A 22,646-nucleotide genomic window follows, 5' to 3' on the forward strand; every position below is an offset into this window, starting at 1 on the left:
TTATTCTATGGTTTTTATATAATACCCATTTAATTAATAGAATTAATTTTGAGTAAGAATGATCCGTAACCATCAGGAAATCTTACCAATGCACCGCAACGATAACTCAGATAAATCAGGACTTCGATTTAAAGAAATCCCCCGCTTAAACGGCATAGAGGGTTTCCAGAGACAATTGGAGAAGGATTACTTCTCAAATGTTTCGGTGCGTAATTACCAGCAGCAAGCTGACGACTTTAACCTTGTCATCGGGATGCAGTGCAACATGGATTTAGCGGATATATTGTATCATCTGGATCTCGAATCCTGGGGCGCTAAAGTCCCCGATGGTAGCAGGAACAGTAGGCAATCCCCTTTCCGGCAGGCACTACAGGATTTAAATGCCTGTAACTCCGAGATTATTGATGTGGAAGAATTTTCTATTTTCCTAAACGACACCGCTATTGTAGTGAAAAGTATCTATCCCCAGAGTATAGTGTCTAATTTAGACCTGATTCTTGAGGCCTTAGGAAATCACTACCTGGATATTATCAGCCAGATGAACGAAGTACCTTACGAAATCTACATCCCGGTATTTGAAGAAGCGATAGAACAGGACCTCTACCTGCCAAGATCGACGGATGACATGCCGGATTTTTTAAGTTACTGGGCCATGTATTCCGAAAATGAAGAAGATGCATTTATCTACGATTTGAAGCGACGATCCATGATCTCCGGTGACCTCTATATGCTGAATCAATAAAAAAGGGCAGGAATTTCTTCCCGCCCCAATTCTAATTCTATTTTAAGAAAAGTAGTGATCAGCTTTTAAATAAGGGCAATCCTTGCATCATCTGGTTCACTTCTTTCTTTACTTCCTCTATTTGTGATTCGTCTTCCGGGTTATTTAACACCGTATCTATAAGGCGAACGATCACCTCCATATCCTTTTCAACCAGCCCTCTCGTAGTGATTGCTGCAGTTCCAAAACGGATACCCGAGGTTACGAAGGGAGATTGATCATCAAAAGGCACCATGTTCTTGTTCGCGGTTATATCTGCCTTAACCAACACTTGTTCTGCGTCTTTCCCGGTGATTCCCTTGTTTCGAAGATCGATCAGCATCATGTGGTTGTCTGTTCCGTTAGATATGATCTTATAATCCTTTTCAACAAATGCCTTAGCCATAGCGGCGGCATTCTTTTTTACCTGTATCATATAGTGGAGGAAGTCATCGGACAGCGCTTCCCCGAAGGCCACCGCTTTTGCAGCGATGATATGTTCTAACGGACCTCCCTGGTTCCCAGGGAAAACAGCCAGGTCTAAAAGAGCGGACATTTTACGAAGGTTCCCGTTCTTTAATTTGATCCCGAAAGGATTCTCAAAATCTTTGCCCATCATGATTAATCCTCCCCTTGGACCCCTCAGGGTTTTATGGGTGGTCGTGGTCACTATATGGCAGTGGGGTAAGGGATCATTGAGGATACCTTTTGCAATCAGCCCGGCAGGGTGAGCTATATCAGCCAGCAGCAGGGCATCCACACTATCAGCAATTTCTCTGAATAATTTAAAATCCATATCCCTGGAATAGGCCGATGCACCTGCGATAATCATCTTCGGCTTGTGCTTTAAAGCCTGCTCCCTCACCTGCTCGTAATCGATCAGGCCGGTTTCCCTATCCACACCGTAGAATACAGGGTTATATAACTTCCCGCTAAAGTTTACCGGTGAGCCGTGGGTAAGATGCCCCCCGTGCGAAAGATCAAAGCCAAGAATGGTATCCCCTGGTTTCAAACAGGCAGCAAATACCGCGGTATTGGCCTGGGAACCGGAATGGGGTTGTACGTTCGCATATTCGGCACCAAAAAGTTCTTTGGCCCGATCTATTGCCAGTTGTTCTACCTTATCTACTACTTCGCAACCTCCGTAGTAACGCTTCCCGGGATAGCCCTCGGCGTATTTATTAGTCAAAACAGAACCTGCAGCCTCCATAACTGCCTCGCTGGTGAAATTTTCAGAAGCTATTAATTCGATTCCGTTTATTTGCCGTTCCTTTTCTTCGGCAATCAGGTCAAAGACCTGTTGATCACGTTGCATCGCCATAATTTCCTGTTAAATGAAATGCAAAAGTACAAATTGACAATCTCTTATTGGAAGAAAATAATATATTTGATCAGGAAATTATTAAATAAAAATTAACAATTATACTATGCCTATTAAAGCTAATGACCCAAATAGAAAATCCTGGATTCCAGTACCCGAAAATTCGGACTTCCCCATTCAGAATATCCCTTTCGGGGTGTTCCTTACCCGGGACGACGTGATTACCATCGGGACCAGGATTGGTGATCACGCCATCGACCTTGGTTCATTGCATCAATTGGGCTATTTTAAGGACATTCCTTTAACGGACGATATTTTCCTGCAAGACACCCTGAATGATTTTATCTCTGACGGTAAGAAAACCTGGAGATTGGTCAGGAACCGCATAGCCGAACTCTTTGATGCGCGCAACGAGGAACTACAGCATAATGATGATCACAAGCAGATCGTACTTTTTACGATGGATGAGATAGAAATGCAGTTACCGGTGCAGATCGGGGATTACACGGATTTCTATTCCAGTAAAGAGCACGCTACCAATATTGGTAAAATGTTCCGTGACCCGGACAATGCTCTTTTACCCAATTGGCTTCATATCCCGGTAGGTTACCATGGCAGGAGTTCTACTATTGTCCCCAGCGGAACGCCAATAAGGAGACCTTACGGTCAAACGATCCCCAAAGGTGAGGATCAACCGGTATTTGGCCCGTCCAAACTAGTTGATTTTGAATTGGAAATGGCATTTATCACTACGGATGCCAATGCCCTGGGAGAACCTATAGATGTGGCCGAAGCAGAGGACTATATCTTTGGACTGGTTTTATTTAACGACTGGAGTGCCCGTGACATACAGAAATGGGAATACGTGCCATTAGGCCCTTTCCTGGGTAAAAACTTTGCATCCTCTATCTCTCCATGGATCGTGACCCTGGATGCCCTGGAACCTTTCAGGGTTCAGAGTCCGAAACAAGATCCGGAACCCCTGCCTTACTTGCGTCATAAAGGCAATAATAGTTTTGACATCCACCTGGAAGTAGATGTTACCCCGGAAGGCGGGCAAAGCACTACGGTCTGTAAGTCTAATTTTAAATATATGTATTGGTCCATGGCCCAGCAGTTGGCACATCATACCGTAAATGGTTGTAAGGTGAACAGTGGTGACATGATGGGTAGCGGAACTATATCAGGTACTACACCGGATTCTTTCGGGTCTATGCTAGAACTGGCATGGCAGGGGACCAAACCGGTTACCCTGAATGGTGGTGAGGAGCGTAAGTCTGTAGCGGATAACGACACCATTACCATGCGCGGTTACTGTCACAAGAACGGTCTGAGGATCGGCTTTGGAGAAGTTGCCTCCAAATTGCTTCCTGCACTGGACTTAAAAGCTCCTAAGAAAAACAAATAAGTACTTTTTATCCGATTTATACGAACTGATATCGGATTTCGTTATGGGTATAGGTCGCTTTGGCACGGCCTTTGAAAATCGCTAAACCAAACCAATACTCAGAACGACATGAAGAAATCAGTACTTTTCGGAATCGCCATCATGGCTTTAGTAGCCTGCGGAGGGGTCAAAAAGACCCAGGAGGCTCTGAATAGTGGTAATTACCACAACGCCATGAATCGTGCGATACAGAACCTTGCAGAGAATAAGACCAAAAAAGGTCACCAGGGATATATCCTGTTGCTGGAAGAGGCCTTTCGTAAAAATGCAGACCGAGAATTGCGACAAATAGAATTGTTGCAGAAAGACGGTAACCCCGCAAATTACGAAACGATCTACAAAAGGCTAATGGGACTGAACCAGGTCCAGGAGCGGATCAGGCCTTTAATACCCCTCTACATCCAGGAAGAAGGCAGGGATGCAGAGTTCCGTTTCAGGAACTATGACGACCGCATTCTTGCTTCCAAGGTTAAACTTTCGGAATACTTGTATGCTAACGCATCACAGTTGATGGAAGAGGCCAATCATAAAATGGATTTCAGGGCTGCATACGATGACTTCGCTTACCTGGAAGAGATCAACCCCGGCTACAGGGATTGCAGGCAGAAAATGGACGAGGCTCACGCCCTCGGCATCAATTACGTCAAGGTACAGATCGCCAATGAAAGCCAGCAAATCATACCGGAACGTTTAGAAGAAGAACTATTGAATTTTAACACCTACGGAATCAATGATTTCTGGACCCAATACCATACCAATCCGCTGGAAGACATCGATTACAATTACGAGATGCAAGTAGCATTCCGGGATATCCTTGTCTCCCCGGAACAGATTCGGGAGAAAGAATTCATTAAGGAAAAGCAGATCAAAGATGGCTATACCTACCTGGAAGATGAAAATGGATCGCTGGTCAAGGACAGCCTGGGTAACGAAATTAAGATAGATCGCATGAAGACCGTAAGGTGCAGGTTCTACCAGTTCACCCAGCACAAAGCTGCCCAGGTCACAGGACAGGTGTCCTATATTGACCTCAACAGCAGGCAAGCTGTTAATAGCTATCCCTTAACTACGGAATTCGTTTTTGAACATATTTACGCGGACTATGACGGGGATAAGAGAGCCTTGGAAAATGACCTGATATCGCTGATTAATGTCAGGGCAGTACCTTTCCCGACCAATGAACAAATGGTCTATGACGCAGGGGAAGATCTTAAACTCCGCCTCAAAGACATCATAAGCAGGCAACAATTCAATTAAAAGCAAACCCCGGTGATAGCCGGGGTTTTTTTATACATATTTTTCAAGGGGCAAGTTCGCTATATCCCCATGCGAGGTATGAGTCGCCACTTCTCCATTCCGAATTACAATGAGCTGCGGGGACTGGTGTGCTACTCCAAACTTTTGGGCAACCGCATCAGAAACATTCCTGTTTGCCAGTAGGTCCAGGAAATAAAAATCGGCGGCTAAACCGGAGCCTAACTTCTCGGATTCGAACATCCTTAAAGCCATCCTGCTAATACCACAGCGTGTAGAATGTTTAAAGATCACTTGCGTCCTGGATGCTGATTTCCCAACGATTTCATCCAATGTATCCCGGGAATTCAGGGGAATCCAGGGGAGCTCGTTTCCTGATTGATCAGACTTACTATTCTTATTGCCAAATAACTGATTGAACATTCCCATAAATTCTACTTAATTCTTAACTTAATTGATAAAAACACTAGCAGTAAGACTGCCGTAATGTCTTGAATTTATTGATTTTAACAGACATTTTGTCTGTTCACTATTGTTGGTAGGGTTGTTGACTAGGAATTCAAAAATAGACAATAACACGAACATAAAATAACGGGATGAATATAAATAATTTCACAATCAAATCTCAGGAAGCTGTGCAGCAGGCACAGGTCCTGGCCCAGGGCATGGGGCACCAGCAGGTAGAGAATGAGCATCTGTTTAAAGCTATCGCTGAAGTGGACGAAAACGTCATGCCTTTTATATTAAAGAAACTGAATGTAAACTTCCAACTGGTAAAGCAGGTATTGGACCGGGAATTGGAGCATATGCCCAAAGTTTCAGGAGGAGACCTCATGCTTTCTAAAGAAGCTGGAAAAACACTGAACGAGGCAAGCGCGGTAGCGCGTAAAATGGGTGATGAATACGTTTCTATTGAACACCTGCTGTTGGCCATCTTTAAGTCTAAAAGCAAGATCGCCCAGGTACTGAAAGACCAGGGTGTAACGGAAAAAGACCTGAATGCGGCTATTCAGGAGTTGCGAAAAGGAGACAAGGTTACTTCCCAGAGCGCGGAAGACACCTATAATTCCCTGAATAAGTATGCCAGGAACCTAAACCAGCTTGCCGACACCGGGAAGCTTGACCCGGTTATCGGTAGGGACGAAGAGATTCGCAGGATTCTGCAGATCCTCTCACGTCGTACAAAGAACAACCCCATGTTAGTCGGGGAACCGGGAACCGGGAAAACGGCAATCGTTGAAGGACTGGCGCACCGGATCATACAGGGCGACGTTCCGGAAAACCTGAAAAATAAGGTGATCTACTCCCTTGATATGGGTGCCCTGATCGCTGGAGCAAAATACAAAGGAGAATTCGAAGAACGCTTAAAAGCAGTAATCAAGGAAGTAACTACTTCTGACGGAAATATCGTTCTCTTTATTGACGAGATCCATACCCTTGTAGGTGCCGGTGGCGGACAAGGCGCCATGGACGCCGCTAACATTCTTAAACCTGCCCTGGCCCGGGGTGAACTCCGCGCTATTGGGGCCACTACCCTGGATGAATACCAGAAATATTTTGAAAAGGATAAGGCCCTGGAGCGCCGTTTCCAGAAAGTTACGGTAGATGAACCGGACACCGAAAGCGCCATCTCTATTTTGAGAGGACTCAAGGAGAAATATGAAGCCCACCACAAGGTGCGCATTAAGGATGCCGCCGTAATAGCAGCCGTTGAACTTTCCCAGCGTTATATTACTAATCGATTTCTACCGGACAAGGCGATCGACCTGATGGACGAAGCTGCCTCTAAACTTCGGATGGAGATCAACTCCAAGCCCGAAGAACTGGATGTGATGGACCGGAAGATCAGCCAGTTGGAGATAGAGATCGAAGCCATCAAGAGAGAGGATGACCAGGCCAAGTTAAAGGCGCTGAATATAGATCTCGCCAACCTGAAGGAGGAGCGCAACGAGGTATTCGCGAAGTGGGAGAGCGAGAAGGCAGTTGTAGATAACATACAGAAGACCAAGCAGGAAATTGAAAATTACAAGCTGGAAGCTGAACGAGCCGAGCGAAATGGCGATTACGGTAAGGTCGCAGAACTGCGTTATGGTAAGATCAAAGACGCCACCGAAAAACTGGAGGAGCTACAGCAAGAACTGGATAAGCAGCAGGAAGTCGGCACATTGATCAAAGAAGAGGTCACCACCGAGGATATTGCTGAAGTTGTCGCTAAGTGGACCGGGATCCCGGTCACTAAAATGCTGCAAAGCGAGCGTGAAAAGTTGCTGAACCTGGAAGATGTGCTTCATAAGCGCGTAGTAGGACAGGAAGAAGCCATAACAGCGGTCTCTGATGCCATCAGGCGCAGCAGGGCCGGCCTGCAGGACAGTAAGCGCCCTATAGGGTCCTTCCTGTTCCTGGGACCAACCGGTGTGGGTAAGACCGAACTGGCTAAAACTCTCGCAGCCTACCTGTTTAATGATGAGAATGCGATCACGCGTATCGATATGAGCGAATACCAGGAGAGGCATTCGGTCAGCAGGCTGGTAGGAGCACCTCCCGGATACGTGGGATATGATGAAGGAGGACAACTGACCGAAGCAGTGAGACGTCGTCCCTACTCGGTAGTATTGTTGGACGAGATCGAAAAGGCACACCCGGATACTTTTAATATCCTGTTACAAGTGCTGGACGAAGGCCGGCTGACGGATAACAAAGGCCGTGTTGCCGATTTTAAGAATACCATCATCATCATGACCAGTAACCTCGGTAGCCATATCATACAGGAAAAGTTTGAGGACAACCCCGATTTCTTCAGTGCCACCGAAGCAGCGAGAATCGATGTCCTGGGGCTGTTGAGAAAAACCATCAGGCCCGAGTTTATCAACAGGATAGATGACATCATCATGTTTACCCCGTTAAACATGAAAGATATCTCTAAGATCGTGAGGCTGCAGTTGAACCAGTTGAAAAAAATGCTCGAAAAACAGCATATCACCATGGATGCCACCGAGGACGCCATTGAATACTTGGCAAAATCCGGGTTTGATCCGCAATACGGGGCCAGACCAGTAAAAAGGGTGATACAGAAAGAAGTGCTCAATGCGCTTTCCAAGGAACTGCTCAGCGGTAAAATAACCGCAGACAGTATCATACTGATCGATTCATTTGATGAAGGACTGGTTTTCCGCAACCAGACTGAAATGATCTCTTGAAAAGCAGATTAATTTCAATTAAACACATACCCCTGTTGTTCATAAAACAGGGGTATTTTTTTTCCGATTATATACCATGCAGTATATAGATTTTTTATATTCGTAATAAATAGCCGGGCATGACCACTAAGGCCGAAAGGACCACCCATTTCATCATCGAGACCGTTGCACCTATCTTTAATAAACACGGATATGTGGGAACAAGTATGAGCGATCTTACCGAAGCGACCGGGCTTACCAAAGGTGCTATCTACGGTAACTTTGAAAACAAGGAAGCCCTGGCTTTAGCGGCCTTTCAATATAATAGTTCACGCTTGTTAGGGGCTGTGGAGGAAAAATTGCAGGTTCCGGGAACCGCTATGGATAAATTGTTTTCCCTTACCGCTTTCTTCAGGCATTACGATGAATTTACCCGGGAAATGGGAGGCTGCCCTATCCTGAATACAGGGGTTGATGCCGAGCATAACAACCGCTTGTTAGCGGCAGCGGCGAGAGAAACCCTGGCCACCATTGAAGGCAAAATTGCCCTGGTGTTAGAGAATGGCGTAAAGAATAATGAAATAAAGCTGCCTGTTCCTCCCTTGCAGTTTGCCAGGCAGCTCTACACTATGATCCTTGGTGCTGTTTCCTCGGCTACGATAAGCAGGGATCGAAAATACCTGCTAAACACCATCGCTTACCTGGAAGTCCTGATCAGGAAGGAGATCGGGAAATAATCAGTTTTTCATTTGTTGCCCTTACTCACCTACAACCCTGAAGATCCAGAGTTTATCAGGATATTTACCACCCATTTTACTATCTCTTTCTGATCGGGCCTCGGCTATAGTCCGGTATCGCCCCAGGTATACGTAGTTATACTCGTTTTCTGAGCGGTAGAACGATTTGGGATCAAGCCCCATCTGGCTAAGTTTATTAACAAATATATCGTGGTATTTTTTTGTGCCAAAGACATTGGCAATCAGGTAGAATCCGGGAAGCAGTCCACCTGCTCTTTCAACTTCCTCGTAACGTTCACCTGGTCTGCGGGTAACTTCTTCTACTACTTCGGCAGATTGTTGTCCTGCTGTCTGATCAGCAGCAGGCCTGCCTTGATCGCGCTCTCGGGCCACTGCCAGGGCGGCTTGTTCGCGTACCCGGGCCAGGGAATCCTTTATTTGTTCCTGTCTTACCTTTTGTTGCTGCACTACTCTACGGGCTGTCTCAGCAGCATCTATAGAATCGCGCTCTCGTTGCCTGCGTTTCTTCCGTGATTCTACATCTGCTTGTGCCGTCTCTTCGGCAATACGCGCCATTTCGATAAAGGCTTGTCGCTCTTTTTCAAGGCGGCTGAGTTCCGCATCATCTTCATCGGTATTTTCTTCGCTGGCCAACTGGGTCTGTGGTTTTTCTTCCTGCTGCCCGGGAGCAGACTCCAGGGTTAACAGTATCTGCTCCCCTTCTTCTTCTTCAAATCCAACCACTTTCCTTCTCAGATCATTGGGTCCGAAGGAATAAGCCGTCACAAACTCGAACGTAGTTGAGTTTCCTTGCAGTTGCTGATCCCCGCCAAATTCGACCAGTGCCCCTATAGAAAAATTCTTCAGGAAACGTCCACCGGCACCTGCAGACAGACCATAGAAATTATTATAACCCAGTTGTCCCCAGAATTTAGAGGTTGATAACAAGGTGGTAAACCCTACTTGGTTATCCGCATCCGGAAGCGAACGGATATAAACCACTGGCCTGAGGTATGACGTACCCGGCACTCCGATAGCTAAAGGAATGTCGTAACTGGCCAACCCGGTATAGACATTATTTGCCCCCTGGTCCTGCCCATCTTTACTGAGGTTAATATCGATGAGGTTTTCAGCTACAAGACCCAGGCTAAAATCATTTACAGTATATCGGAGACTGGGAGCTAATCGGATAAGTGTTTGGTTTGGAATATCAAACTGTGGAAGGGGCATGTCCGGGTTCTGCTGAAACCTGGTATCTCCTACCTCCTGCTGAAAACCGAAGAGGTTAACTCCGAATGCAAGGTCAGAAGCAGCACCTATATTGAATGTTGCAGCATAGTTTAGCACGGCCCCGGTTTGTATAAATGAACCGGTATTGTGCTGAAAAAATCCAATTCCGGCAGCGGAGGCGGAATTAAGTTTTGCGGAATAATTAAAAAATAAGGTGGTGGGATCTCCATCGATGGTTTGCCATTGCCAGCGCGTCCAAAGTGCCAGGGACTGTTCACTGTCCTTATCCAGGGATGCCGTAGGGTTCAGCAGGCTCTCGTTATACTGCGTAAGATTGTGCTGTCTCAGATCTGCAGGCAGACCTGTGGCCTGAGCCATAACAGCCAAGGGGGCAAAAAACACGGAAATCCAAAGCCAAGGTCTCAACATATCCGGGGAATCTCAAGGTTATTTATACTATTTTTACCAGTAATCTGTTAAATAGTATGTAGGTAAATTTATACAAATCTAATATGAAATCCTTAAAACTACTCAGCTTCTCTCTTTTATTCATCGTATTAAGCAGCAGTTGTAAAGACGAAAAAACAATTTCAACCGTGGAAAAGGAGCCTACGGTATCTACCTATTACCTGATCCGACATGCAGAAAAAGATCGTTCTAACCCGGAAAATTCCGATCCGGAATTGACACAGAAGGGACTGGGCAGGGCCATGCATTGGGCAGAGATCCTGGATCAGGTTCCGCTAGATGCCATTTACAGTACAGATTTTGAAAGAACTTCCATGACAGCCGCCCCGGCCGCTGTAAAACAAGACATTACCGTACAGTACTACGACCCGTCTACCCTCAATGTGGAAGAATTTAAGCAGCAGACTCAAGGGATGAACGTCCTGATCGTGGGCCACAGCAATACCACTCCTAAAATGGTGAACCAGCTGATCGGTGAAGAGAAATACCCCGATATGGATGATTATGACAATGGCAGCCTTTTTATCGTCCAGTCCGTGGGAAATAAAACTACTTCACAAGTACTGGAATTTAATTGTAATTGTCCGGATTGACGATGATTTCGCTGATCTCTATTTTGGATATCAATTCCAATTGATCATTCAGGTACAGGCTGTCCAGTTTCCGTAATTCGGGGCTGGTTGTAGAATCGGGTCTGTAATTATTGTAGTCTACAAAACGTATTCCCCCTACTCTCCTGGGGTTATAGGCTTCTCTGAAGCGCATTCCACCACCATTAACCTGGTATTGATAAGCGAGATAATCCGGTTCAAAGGTCTCCTTGTTGATCCAATATACAAAGGTGTCTTCATAATCCTTTCCACCACCCTCTTGGTCAAAGGTCACCTTAATCTTATAATACTCCTTGTCCCCGATTTTAATGTCCCCGATAAGCTCTTTATTCACCGCCTTATCATTTAACCCATGCGGCAGGTATGCAAAGTAATGCACAGAATTGATCGCTTCTGAATAAATGTTTTTTACAGAATCGGTTAAGGCCACCACGCTGTCATTGATTTCGCGAATCACGTCACCACGGCGGATGGCATCGACGATTACGGCAGTATCTGTGACCAAAATCCTCTTCATTACTTCACGCCCATCCTGTTTTTCCAACACATAATCCTTATCCCTGAAATGAAAAGAAATAAAGCTGTTATCGTACAGATCTCCGCCGGCGTTCTCAATAGACTGATCAATGATCTCCTCGGCCGTAATCGGTTTTTCTCTTTCTTCCCGGCAAGCGAATAGCAGGAACAGGCAAATAATAAGCTGTATTCTTTTCATGGATTGGAATTATTTCAATGCAAAATACCAATCCATTTGGCATATGCGTTCTTTTTAGCGCAAATTATTACCGTTGCTATGTAGTAAATCTTATTATTTTTGTCAAGTATGCAGAAAAACATCAACATAAAGAATAAAAAGGCTCGCTTTGAGTATGAACTCCTGGACACTTATGTCGCCGGAATTGTATTATCAGGGACCGAGATCAAATCTATCCGGCTCGGGAAAGCCTCAATTGCAGAAAGCTTTTGTGAATTTAATGACAGGGGCGAGCTCTTCATCATCAATATGCAGGTAGATGAATATACCCATGCCTACCACTTTAACCACAAGCCCAAGGCAGAGCGGAAATTATTACTGAACAGCCAGGAACTGAAAAAACTGGAAAAGGAAGTAAAGGCTTCAGGTCTCACTATTGTTCCCCTAAACCTGTTCATCAACGACCGCGGGCTTGCAAAAGTAAAAATAGCTCTTGCCAAAGGTAAAAAGCTATATGATAAGCGCGATGCGATCAAGGACCGGGACAACAAGCGCAACCTTGCCAGGATTAAGAAAAGCTTTAATAACTGATCAGTTTTTATCCTCGAGCAACGGAACAAATCTGAAGGTGCCAAAGGACTCCCGTTCAAATTCTTTCTCGGATTTCCTCGTTATTCGCATCATCACCTGGTTTTCCGTACCAACGGGAATCACAAGCCTTCCCCCTATCTTCAGCTGGGACAAAAGGGCTTTGGGAACTTCGGGCGCACCGGCCGTGACGATCACAGCGTCAAAGGGTGCATCTTCTGGCAATCCTTTATAACCATCACCGAATACATATTTTTTAGGACGATAGCCCATCTTCTTAAAGAAGAGGTTGGTCTTTTTAAATAACTCCAATTGACGTTCTATAGTAAACACCTTGGCTTTCAGATGCAATAAGACCGCTGTCTGGTATCCGCTCCCCGTACCGATCTCCAATACTTTATCCCCCTGTTCTATCTCCAGTAATTCTGTCTGGAAGGCAACGGTATAAGGTTGTGATATTGTCTGGTCTGCTGCAATAGGGAAGGCTTTATCCTGGTAAGCATGGCCTTCAAAGCTGCTGTCCATAAAAAGGTGTCTGGGGATGGCCTTAATGGCCTGAAGCACGCGGGGATCCTCTATCCCTTTGGCAGCAACCACTTCGGCTAGTTGGTTACGCATGCCACGGTGTTTCAGCGTATCTTTCATCAGTTTGGTTTTGGAACACAAAGTTAAGGAAGTTTACAAGAAGTTGGGCGGGTAAAATATCCCGTATTCCTTTCTCGGCAGACTACCAGGGAAGTAGCCCGGGCACCATTCTCAACGAGTGACAAAGTTTTGACCCGGCAGGCTTCTTAACTCCCAAACTATGTTTATTTTTGGGGGAAAATAGACAAAATGCTGAATGTTGGAGTGCTGGGAGCCGGCCACCTGGGTAAAATCCATTTGCGGCTTCTCAAGGAATCTGAGAAATACAATTTGGTGGGCTTTTACGATCCGGATAGCAAAACCGGAAAAAAAGTGGCAGATGAATTTGGCTACACTTATTTTGATGATCTTGAGGCCCTGGTTAAGGCGGTAGACGTTGTAGACATTGTCACCCCCACCCTCTCTCATTATGACTGCGCGACAATGGCGATGAACCACGGGAAGCATGTCTTCATCGAAAAACCCATCACTAATACCCTGCAGGAGGCTGAAAATCTGCTTGAGCTAGCCAGGGAAAAGAATATAAAAGGACAGGTGGGGCATGTAGAACGCTTTAATCCTGCTTTCAGCGCAGTAAAAGATAGCATTGTAAACCCGATGTTCATCGAAACACACCGTTTGGCCGAGTTTAATCCCAGGGGAACCGATGTCCCCGTGGTACTGGATCTTATGATCCACGATATAGACGCCATTCTTAGCGTAGTCAATTCTGAGGTGGCAAATATCAGTGCCAGCGGGGTATCCGTCATCAGTAATTCTCCCGATATCGCCAATGCGCGTATCGAATTTGAAAATGGTTGCGTGGCTAACCTGACCGCCAGCCGGATCTCCCTGAAAAATATGAGGAAATCCAGGTTTTTTCAACGGGATGCCTATATTTCTGTCGACTTCCTGGAAAAGAAGGTCGAGGTTGTAAAAATGAAAGATGCCCCTGAAAAAGCCGGCGATTTTGATATGATTCTGCAGAATGCCGAAGGTGTTAAGAAACAGATCTATTTTGAAAACCCCGAAATTCGCCCCAACAATGCGATTCTCGATGAGCTGGAAACCTTTGCGGATGCCATTGTTAACGACACCGAACCTGTTGTATCCCTGGATCAAGGGACCAGGGCACTCAGGGTTGCCCTGCAGGTGATCGACTCGTTCTGAGCATTAAAAATTAGATAATTACATAAACCTAAGAAACCTATATTTATGAATACAGTTGCAGTGATTGGTGCAGGAACCATGGGTAATGGTATAGCCCACGTTTTTGCACAACACGGACATAGCGTACATCTTATCGACATTTCACAGGATGCCCTGGACAAAGGTGTAGCCACCATTTCAAAGAACCTGGAGCGCATGGTGAGCAAAGGCAGCATTGATAAAAGTGCTAAAGAGGACACCCTGGAAAATATTTCAACATACACAGACCTGGCCAAGGGTGTAGAAGGTGCGGAACTGGTAGTAGAAGCCGCTACTGAGAACGTAGAGCTTAAACTTAATATTTTCAGGGAACTGGATAAGACCTGTGCCCCGGGAACCATCCTGGCCACGAATACCTCCTCTATTTCCATCACACAGATCGCTGCGGTCACCAACCGTCCGGAACACGTGATCGGTATGCATTTTATGAATCCGGTTCCCATCATGAAGCTGGTGGAGATCATCAGGGGGTACAGTACCTCTGACCAAGTGACCAGCACCATCATGCAAATGTCTGAGAAACTAGGTAAAGTGCCGACAGAGGTTCACGATTATCCCGGGTTTGTCGCCAATCGTATCCTAATGCCGATGATCAATGAAGCTATAGAAACCCTGCATCACGGCGTGGCGGGTGTGAGCGAAATAGATACGGTAATGAAACTAGGCATGGCTCACCCTATGGGGCCCTTGCAACTTGCCGATTTTATCGGGCTCGATGTTTGCTTGTCTATCCTCAACGTCATGTACGATGGATTTAAAAATCCAAAATACGCCCCCTCTCCCCTGCTGGTGAACATGGTTATGGCCGGCAAAAAAGGGATTAAATCCGGGGAAGGATTTTATGATTATTCAGCATCCCGGAAGGCAGAAAAAGTAGCTGCACAGTTCAGTCCCAAGGCAGATGGCCAAAATTAGACCTTTCCGGGCGGTTCGCCCGGCCAAGGATAAGGAGTCCCAGGTAACCTCCCGTTCCTATGAGCGCTATACCAGGCACGAACTGGAGGCTACCCTGACGGGCAACCCCATGTCTTTCCTGCATATTATCCAGCCGGGTTTTAAAATACCCGAAAAGGTGACCGGGCAGCACCGCTTTGACCTGGTCAGGGAGCAGTACCGTGAATTCCTGGACCGGGAAATCCTGATCCGGGACGAGGAAGCTTCTTTCTATGTATACCGGATGATCAAGGATGACTTTAGTTGCCTCGGGTTTTTCTGCGCCACCAGCACAGAGGATTATGAATCTAACATTATCCGGAAACACGAGGATACGCTGCTGCGAAGGGAAACCTTATTTGCCCGATACCTGGAGGTAGTGCGCTTTAATGCAGAGCCGGTGCTGATGACCTATCCGGATAATGAAAAAATAGACCACATTCTTCGGAAAACTGCCGAATCAAAGCCTCATTGCGATTTTAAAAGCCCGGATGGGGTTCAGCACCTCCTATGGCCGGTAAATGACCCTGTAAAAATTAAACAGTTACAGGAGGCCGCAAAAGGCATAAACGCTCTTTATATAGCCGATGGTCATCATCGGAGTGCATCTTCCTACAGGCTTGCGAAAGAACTAAAAGAACAGAATCCCCGCCATAGAGGGGATGAAGCTTATAATTATTTCATGAGCTATTTGGTGCCCGAGTCAGAGATCCGTATTTACGAGTTCAACAGGATGATTAAAGGACTAAATGGCCATACGCCGGAAGCCATTCTCCAATTATTGGGCAGGTATTTTAATGTAGAAGAAAAAGGGGCTACTATAATAAAACCCGGGCAAAAACACCAGTTCAGTATGTATCTGCAGGGCCAGTTTTACCTGCTCACCCTTAGGGAATCGACCTACGACTTTACAGATGCATTAAGCCGGCTGGATTCGCATATTCTCAAAACCCTGGTTCTTGACCCCATACTTGGGATCCGTGACCTGAGGAACGATAAAAGAATTCAGTATGGTTATGGCAAAGAGAATAGTGCACTCATGAAACAGGAGGTGGATAAAGGGAACTTCTCCCTGGGGTTCGGAATGTTACCTATTACCATGGAGGAACTTAAGGCGGTTGCAGATGCCGGGCTGGTAATGCCTCCGAAAAGTACGTATATTGAACCTAAGTTAAGAAGTGGTTTTACGGTATATGAATTATAATATAAATACATTTCAGAGATAAGAGATACCCCTATGAATATTAAGGAAAACCTGGAATCTATCAGAGAAGACCTTCCTGGACACGTCACCCTTGTAGCCGTTTCCAAGACCAAATCTACTTCGCTGATCATGGAAGCTTACGAAGCCGGGCAGCGTGATTTTGGGGAGAACAAGGTTCAGGAAATGACCGCCAAATGGGAAGAACTACCTAAGGATATCCGATGGCACATGATTGGTCATGTACAGCGGAATAAGGTCAAATACATGTCAGATTTTGTCTCGCTCATCCATGGTGTGGACAGCCATAGGTTACTGGTAGAGATCAATAAACGCGCTGAAAAGTCGGACCGCGTCATCGATTGCCTGCTGCAAGTACATATTGCTGAAGAAGAGTCGAAATTCGGTTTTGACGAAGCCGAGATCATCGACCTTCTCGATTCAGGGAAATTGGACGAGCTGAAGAATGTGCGTTTAATTGGCCTGATGGGCATGGCCACCTTTACGGAAGACAACGAACAGGTAAGGAGGGAATTTCGAGGTCTGAAAAAACTTTACGATCGCCTTAAAGAGCGATTGCCTCATTTTAGGGAACTTTCCATGGGAATGAGCGGGGATTACCACATCGGTATAGAGGAAGGTAGCACAATGGTACGCATAGGAAGTAGTATCTTTGGTGCGAGGAATTAGAATATATGTACGCCATACTCGACATAGAGACCACAGGAGGTAAGTTTAACGAAGAAGGGATCACGGAGATCGCCATCCATAAATTTGATGGTCATAAGGTCGTAGATCAGTTCATCAGCCTGGTAAACCCGGAAAGGGAAATACAACCTTTCGTGGTCAACCTGACCGGGATCAACAGTAAGATGCTGCGAACAGCTCCTAAATTTTACGAGGTGGCCAAACGCATTGTTGAGATCACCGAGAATACCGTGATCGTAGCTCACAACGCTCAATTTGATTACCGTATCCTTCGAACAGAATTCCGCAGGCTTGGTTATAATTTTGAACGCAAAACCCTATGTACCGTTGACCTGTCCAAAAAACTGATCCCCGAAGCCGAATCACATAGCCTTGGCAAACTAGTACGGTCCCTGGGCATCGCTGTCAGTGACAGGCACAGGGCCAATGGTGACGCACTGGCCACGCTTAAATTATTTAAATTACTACTCCACAAGGATTCTGATAAAACCATCATAAGGGAGATCATCAGGGATGAGACCCAGGGTGAATTATCTCCAAGGCAACTAGATATCGTTGAGCAAATGCCTTCGGAGACAGGGGTGTACTATATGCACAATAAGGATGGAGACATCATATACCTTGGAAAGAGCCGTAACATTAAAAAAAGGGTGAATCAGCATTTTACGAACAACGCCAGCCGCGCAAGGGAACTTCAGAAAGAAACCAAGAAAGTGACTTTTGAACGTACCGGAAGTGAGCTTGTGGCCATGCTGAAAGAAGCAGAAGAGTTAAGGCGTAACAACCCAAAATTCAACCATAAACGGGGCAGGAGAAAAAAAGGACAGGTTGAAAAAGAATTACTTGATGGGAAGAATTTCCTAATCGTTGACAAAGGCAGGGAGGTAGGAGAATACAGTGCTATTCTGATCAAAGAGGGGCAATTACAGGGATTGGGATTTTATGACCTGAACCACCAGATCAATAATATGGATATCCTGGAATCTATCATTACCCCCATGAAATCTGACGATGAAAGCAGCCGCATGATCCGGGAATATCTAGACAAAAAGAAGGTAATGAAAATCATAGAACTGAATTCTTAACTATTGGAAGCCAGAGCACCCCAAAAACATTGGAAAGCCAAACTGCATGAGGTAATCTACGGTACGCATACCCGTGCCGGTAAGATGTTCGACATCATCCTGCTGATCGTGATCTTGTACAGTGTGATTATAGTAATGCTAGAGAGCATTCCTTCCATTGATGGTCAATACCATGATTTCCTCAATATATCAGAATGGATAGTTACCATACTTTTCAGTATTGAATATATTTTACGCATTATCTGCATTAAAAGGCCCAGCAGGTATATCTTCAGCTTTTTCGGTATTATAGACCTGTTGTCTACCATACCCAAGTACCTTTCGTTTTTCGTAGTAGGATCCCAATATATTACTGCCTTCCGGGCGCTTCGCTTACTAAGGGTATTCCGGATCCTGAAATTGGTCCGTTTTGTCGGGGAATCCAACAACCTACTCAGGGCACTGAAAGCCAGCAGGACTAAGATCTTCGTATTTATTTTCTTTATCCTGATCATCTCAATACTCCTGGGAACCATAATGTATATGGTAGAAGGCCCACAGCACGGGTTCAATAGCATTCCCCATAGCGTATACTGGACCATCGTCACCCTCACCACGGTAGGGTATGGAGACATTTCACCACAAACAGGACTCGGGCAGGTCATCGCCACGATGATTATGATCATCGGGTACGGCATAATTGCCGTCCCAACCGGCATTGTTACTGCAGAATACAGTGCCCATAGCCAGAAGAAAGCTCAAAAAAATGAAGAAGAGCAAGAAGAGCATTGCCCTAATTGCAAAGCCCATATCCTGATGCTCGATGCCCGTTATTGCCGCAAATGCGGAACTCAATTAAGAGATGATTGATGGCTGGTAAGTGGCTTATCGTCGTGGTTGGCCCAACGGCCTTGGGTAAAACGAGTTGGGGGGTCACCCTGGCCCGCCATTACGGGACGGAGATCATTTCTGCAGACAGCAGGCAATTTTTTAGCGAGATGTGCATTGGTACGGCCGTACCAAGCAAGGAAGAGTTAGAAGCGGCCAAGCACCACCTGGTGCAACACAGGAGCATTCACGATCCTTATACCGTAGGTGATTTTGAAAAGGAAACACTGCAGCTACTGGAGCATCTTTTTACGCGTCATGATGAAGTTCTATTGGTGGGCGGTAGCGGTTTGTACGTGAATGCGGTAACCCAGGGACTGGATCAATTTCCCGAAGTACCGGCCCATATCCGGGAGGAACTCAACCAAAAACATGAGCAGCACGGGCTTGGCGTCTTGCAGGATGAATTAAAAGAACTGGATCCCGACTATTACCAGGAAGTAGACCTGGAAAACCCCCAAAGGGTGATCAGGGCCCTGGAAGTCTGTTATGCTAGTGGTCGCCCTTACTCGGCCTTCAGGAAGCGCAAAAAAGTGAAGCGGGATTTCCACACCATTTTTATCGGATTAGAGGCACCAAGGAAATTGATATACGAGCGAATTGAAGCCCGGGTAGACCAAATGATCAATAATGGTCTTCTTGAAGAAGCACGGAAATTACATTCTCATAAACATCTTAATGCCCTACAAACTGTAGGATACCGGGAGCTTTTTAAATATTTTGAAGGAGAATGGGACTTGCAGACAGCGATAGACGAGATTAAAAAGAATACCCGCCGGTTTGCCAAAAGACAACTCACCTGGTTCAGGAAAAATAAGGAGATTACCTGGATTCCGTACAACGAAGAACCGGAGAAGGTCATTGCGATCATAGATAGGCTTAAAAGAACCAACATGAAGCATAAAAAGGGAAATATCTATTATGTTATGGGCGTTTCAGGGAGCGGAAAATCTACCATAGGTAAATTGCTGGCCGACGCCATAGCTTTTCCTTTTTTTGACGGGGATGATTTCCACCCCAAAGCTAATGTTGAAAAAATGGCTGCAGGGCACCCGCTTAACGATAAGGACCGCCTAGGATGGTTGCAGGCGCTGAACAAGATTGCGAGAAAACAGCAGCCGGAAGGCGCTGTAATCGTCTGTTCGTCCCTGAAGGCAGAATACCGGGAAATTTTGTCCCGGGGGCTGGAAGGCTCCGTTCATTTTATATTCCTGCAGGGAAGTTTTGAGGAGATCTACGAGCGGCTTAAGTTGCGGAAGGGACATTTTATGCCGCCTGAATTATTACGCTCGCAATTTGAGACCCTGGAAGTTCCTGAGAACGCCATTACGGTCAGCATTACTCCGCCACCGCAGGAAATCGTGGAGAATATCAAAAAAAAACTTGGTATCAGCGCAGACACCAAGTTTTAAATAGCTTGTGAAAGAGGTTTAATTATCGGCAGACTTCTCAACCAGGCGGAAGCCTTCCCCGTGAATATTCAGGATCTCCACGGTATCATCGCGTTTCAGGTATTTCCTGAGCTTAGCGATGTATACATCCATACTCCTTGATGTAAAGTAATTATCGTCTCTCCAGATCTTGGTCAGTGCCAATTCTCTCGGCATCAAATCGTTCTTATGTAAGGCCAGCAGCCTTAATAATTCATTTTCCTTAGGAGAAAGTTTAATGGCCTCTTCCTCTTTATATTTCAGGAATCTCAATTTAGAATTCAAATGAAAATTGCCGATTTCAAATTCAAATTGATTGCTGTCTACCAATGTATTAGATGCCTTTCTTTGAAGTATGGCTTTAAGCTTCATGAGTAGCACTTCAGAATCAAAAGGCTTATTGAGGTAATCATCTGCACCTGCTTTATAGCCTTTTAATACATCTTCCTTCATGGTCTTAGCGGTAAGGAATATAATAGGGACATTCTCATTCTTTTCCCGTATTTCCTTAGCCAGTGTAAATCCATCTTTATAGGGCATCATGACATCCAGGATACAGACATCAAAATTATCTTTTTTGAATTTTTCAAACCCTTCCATCCCGTTCTTCGCCAGGGTGACGTCAAACTCGTTCATAGAAAGGTAATCTTTGAGTACGATTCCAAAATTGGGATCGTCCTCAACTAGTAATATCTTTTTTTCTGCTGTTTCCATAGAATTTTAAATTAAAGGCAGTTTAATGTAGAAAGTGCTTCCTTTACCTTTCTCACTTTCTGCATATACTTCTCCTTGATGATCGTCAATTATTTTTTTCACATAGGCTAATCCCAGCCCATGTCCTTTTACATTGTGTATGTCCCCGGTATGTTCCCTGTAGAACTTCTCGAAAACTTTTTTCAATACTGCTTTGCTCATCCCGGCCCCTTGATCCTGGACCTTTATGATGATATAGTTGTTTGCCACTTCAGTATAAACGTCAATTTTAGGCGCCTCTGGTGAGTATTTCACCGCGTTGTCCAGTATGTTGACAATAACATTCTCAAAGTGCATGTCGTTTGCCAGGACCTCCGACCTATCGGCATCCAGATGTGTATGGACATATCCGCCGCGATCAGCGACGATCAGGTCCACGTGGGCAATAGCATCCTCGATGATCTGGTGCGCATCTACCCGGTCCTTGCTGATATCCAATTGGTTCTTTTCCAGCTTGGATATTCGGAGTACATTTTCTACCTGTGCGTGCATTCGTTTATTTTCATCCCGGATCATCTGCAAATACCTGTTAACCTTTTCATGGTCTGCTATGATCTTTGGATTCTTGATCGCTTCTACGGCTAGGTTGATCGTAGCAATAGGCGTTTTGAATTCGTGGGTCATATTATTGATGAAATCCGATTTAATTTCAGAGATCTGCTTCTGGCGTATCAGCTGGTAAATTGCCCCGGCATACGCCACTACTATGATCAAAGTGAACAAAAGCGACAGGATGGCCATCCCGATCACTGTTTGCAACAGGAATTTTTTCTGTTTAGGGAAGGTGAGCATGAGGCTGAAATTACTTTGCCCCTCGCTGTTCTTGAATAAAGGTGCCCTGTATATATTATCCTTGCTGAACTGGAAACCCCTGGAGCGAACCTTGGTCGGCAAACCCCTGCTGTAGACCCCGTATTCGTAATCTATATTGATTCCCCTGTTGCGGAGTTCATTCTCCAGCAACAATTCAATTTCCTGGCGGCTAACTCGTTTATGGATAGCTACCCGTTCTGCATATTCTCGGTACACATCGTCAAAAATGGCTTTGTCTATAGAAGACATCCCTCCTATCTTCTCGAGCTTCTGGATAGGATTCAACTTATAACTTTTGCCATCCAGGCCGTACTCCTCCCGGAACACAGCCTTGGTGCGTTTGCTGGTATAATTTTTTATGGTGGTCGTGTCCGATCCTGTACCACTGTCAAAGAACGTGGAAGCTATATTGTAATCTTCCTCCAGGATACCATGCGAATAGAAAAGTATCTCGTTGGAATTCAGGTCTCTATCGATGAAAAATATATTGCTGAGCTGCGATCCTTTTAGCTCCCCGATGCTGTCCTTAAGATTCAGGAAACGATCGGAATAGTCCTTCATTTCCCTGTTTTCGATCTTATCGGTTACCTTAATCAGTACCTCGGAGATCGTGTTGGTAAATTGTTCTTCCTTATCCTCTACAGAACTCTTGATCCAATACAGCTGGACAGAAATTATTCCAACCAGGGAAAGACTCATCAGTATGACAAGAAGAACAAATAATCGCTTATTCATCT

Annotated in this window: 21 protein-coding genes; 14 read left to right on the forward strand and 7 right to left on the reverse strand. The window is 45.4% G+C overall.

The features are described 5' to 3' along the window. Window positions 1–58: 58 nt before the first annotated feature. Window positions 59–742, forward strand: coding sequence for a hypothetical protein (locus PP178_RS09110; RefSeq protein WP_272594030.1), 684 nt, complete (start codon window positions 59–61; stop codon window positions 740–742). A 58-nt stretch (window positions 743–800) separates the two neighbouring features. Here the strand turns inward: PP178_RS09110 and glyA are convergent, their stop codons facing one another. Next, window positions 801–2,075, reverse strand: coding sequence for a serine hydroxymethyltransferase (glyA, locus tag PP178_RS09115; RefSeq protein WP_272594101.1), 1,275 nt, complete (start codon window positions 2,073–2,075; stop codon window positions 801–803). Window positions 2,076–2,187: 112 nt separating this feature from the next. Here glyA and fahA point away from each other — a divergent pair, with 112 nt between their 5' ends. Beyond that, window positions 2,188–3,489, forward strand: coding sequence for a fumarylacetoacetase (fahA, locus tag PP178_RS09120; RefSeq protein WP_272594031.1), 1,302 nt, complete (start codon window positions 2,188–2,190; stop codon window positions 3,487–3,489). 108 nt (window positions 3,490–3,597) lie between these two features. Then, the gene (locus PP178_RS09125) at window positions 3,598–4,785 is read left to right on the forward strand and encodes a hypothetical protein (RefSeq protein WP_272594032.1); all 1,188 of its coding nucleotides are present in this window, start codon (window positions 3,598–3,600) and stop codon (window positions 4,783–4,785) included. Between the two features lie 30 nt (window positions 4,786–4,815). Here PP178_RS09125 and ytxJ read toward each other — a convergent pair whose 3' ends face one another. Then, window positions 4,816–5,205 carry a bacillithiol system redox-active protein YtxJ gene (gene ytxJ / locus PP178_RS09130; RefSeq protein WP_336298528.1) on the reverse strand — a complete coding sequence of 130 codons (390 nt, stop codon included), beginning with the start codon at window positions 5,203–5,205 and terminating at the stop codon, window positions 4,816–4,818. A gap of 173 nt (window positions 5,206–5,378) precedes the next feature. Here ytxJ and clpB point away from each other — a divergent pair, with 173 nt between their 5' ends. After that, window positions 5,379–7,979, forward strand: a complete 2,601-nt coding sequence (clpB, locus tag PP178_RS09135) for an ATP-dependent chaperone ClpB (protein ID WP_272594034.1) — start codon at window positions 5,379–5,381, stop codon at window positions 7,977–7,979. Between the two features lie 119 nt (window positions 7,980–8,098). Further along, window positions 8,099–8,695: a TetR/AcrR family transcriptional regulator gene (locus PP178_RS09140; RefSeq protein ID WP_272594035.1), complete on the forward strand. Its 597-nt coding sequence runs from the start codon at window positions 8,099–8,101 to the stop codon at window positions 8,693–8,695. A 21-nt stretch (window positions 8,696–8,716) separates the two neighbouring features. Here PP178_RS09140 and PP178_RS09145 read toward each other — a convergent pair whose 3' ends face one another. Continuing rightward, window positions 8,717–10,354, reverse strand: a complete 1,638-nt coding sequence (locus PP178_RS09145; RefSeq protein ID WP_272594036.1) for a PorP/SprF family type IX secretion system membrane protein — start codon at window positions 10,352–10,354, stop codon at window positions 8,717–8,719. A gap of 83 nt (window positions 10,355–10,437) precedes the next feature. On the opposite strand from PP178_RS09145, the gene PP178_RS09150 reads away from it, so the two are divergent. Next, on the forward strand, window positions 10,438–10,986 hold the full coding sequence (locus PP178_RS09150; RefSeq protein WP_272594037.1) for a SixA phosphatase family protein: 549 nt from the start codon (window positions 10,438–10,440) through the stop codon (window positions 10,984–10,986). Here PP178_RS09150 and PP178_RS09155 read toward each other — a convergent pair. Next, window positions 10,964–11,719 (reverse strand): DUF6503 family protein, encoded by a 756-nt coding sequence (locus PP178_RS09155; protein ID WP_272594038.1) that lies wholly within the window; start codon window positions 11,717–11,719, stop codon window positions 10,964–10,966. The genes PP178_RS09150 and PP178_RS09155 overlap by 23 nt on opposite strands. A 108-nt stretch (window positions 11,720–11,827) precedes the next feature. Here PP178_RS09155 and smpB point away from each other — a divergent pair, with 108 nt between their 5' ends. Further along, on the forward strand, window positions 11,828–12,289 hold the full coding sequence (gene smpB / locus PP178_RS09160) for an SsrA-binding protein SmpB (RefSeq protein ID WP_272594039.1): 462 nt from the start codon (window positions 11,828–11,830) through the stop codon (window positions 12,287–12,289). Here the strand turns inward: smpB and PP178_RS09165 are convergent, their stop codons facing one another. Next, window positions 12,290–12,931, reverse strand: a complete 642-nt coding sequence (locus PP178_RS09165) for a protein-L-isoaspartate(D-aspartate) O-methyltransferase (RefSeq protein ID WP_272594040.1) — start codon at window positions 12,929–12,931, stop codon at window positions 12,290–12,292. A gap of 189 nt (window positions 12,932–13,120) precedes the next feature. Here PP178_RS09165 and PP178_RS09170 point away from each other — a divergent pair, with 189 nt between their 5' ends. From PP178_RS09170 to miaA, 7 genes are read left to right on the forward strand one after another with little or no spacing between them, the layout of a single operon-like run. Further along, complete coding sequence (locus tag PP178_RS09170) at window positions 13,121–14,080, forward strand: Gfo/Idh/MocA family protein (RefSeq protein WP_272594041.1); 960 nt, start codon at window positions 13,121–13,123, stop codon at window positions 14,078–14,080. Window positions 14,081–14,125: 45 nt separating this feature from the next. Next, on the forward strand, window positions 14,126–15,034 hold the full coding sequence (locus PP178_RS09175) for a 3-hydroxyacyl-CoA dehydrogenase family protein (RefSeq protein ID WP_272594042.1): 909 nt from the start codon (window positions 14,126–14,128) through the stop codon (window positions 15,032–15,034). Continuing rightward, window positions 15,021–16,256 (forward strand): DUF1015 domain-containing protein, encoded by a 1,236-nt coding sequence (locus tag PP178_RS09180; RefSeq protein ID WP_272594043.1) that lies wholly within the window; start codon window positions 15,021–15,023, stop codon window positions 16,254–16,256. The genes PP178_RS09175 and PP178_RS09180 overlap by 14 nt, the downstream gene beginning before the upstream one ends. A 33-nt stretch (window positions 16,257–16,289) precedes the next feature. Next, the gene (locus tag PP178_RS09185; protein WP_272594044.1) at window positions 16,290–16,943 is read left to right on the forward strand and encodes a YggS family pyridoxal phosphate-dependent enzyme; all 654 of its coding nucleotides are present in this window, start codon (window positions 16,290–16,292) and stop codon (window positions 16,941–16,943) included. Between the two features lie 5 nt (window positions 16,944–16,948). Further along, window positions 16,949–18,046, forward strand: a complete 1,098-nt coding sequence (locus PP178_RS09190; RefSeq protein WP_272594045.1) for an exonuclease domain-containing protein — start codon at window positions 16,949–16,951, stop codon at window positions 18,044–18,046. Window positions 18,047–18,049: 3 nt separating this feature from the next. Beyond that, window positions 18,050–18,895, forward strand: a complete 846-nt coding sequence (locus PP178_RS09195) for an ion transporter (RefSeq protein ID WP_272594046.1) — start codon at window positions 18,050–18,052, stop codon at window positions 18,893–18,895. After that, window positions 18,895–20,325, forward strand: coding sequence for a tRNA (adenosine(37)-N6)-dimethylallyltransferase MiaA (miaA, locus tag PP178_RS14735; RefSeq protein WP_336298529.1), 1,431 nt, complete (start codon window positions 18,895–18,897; stop codon window positions 20,323–20,325). Before PP178_RS09195 ends, miaA begins: the two co-directional genes overlap by 1 nt. Before the next feature lie 18 nt (window positions 20,326–20,343). On the opposite strand, the gene PP178_RS09210 is transcribed toward miaA, so the two are convergent. Beyond that, window positions 20,344–21,057, reverse strand: a complete 714-nt coding sequence (locus PP178_RS09210) for a response regulator transcription factor (RefSeq protein WP_272594047.1) — start codon at window positions 21,055–21,057, stop codon at window positions 20,344–20,346. A 6-nt stretch (window positions 21,058–21,063) separates the two neighbouring features. Then, window positions 21,064–22,644, reverse strand: a complete 1,581-nt coding sequence (locus tag PP178_RS09215) for a sensor histidine kinase (RefSeq protein ID WP_272594048.1) — start codon at window positions 22,642–22,644, stop codon at window positions 21,064–21,066. Between the last annotated feature and the right edge of the window lie 2 nt (window positions 22,645–22,646).

The organism is Zeaxanthinibacter sp. PT1 (genome assembly GCF_028464225.1).
GTDB lineage: Bacteria > Bacteroidota > Bacteroidia > Flavobacteriales > Flavobacteriaceae > Zeaxanthinibacter.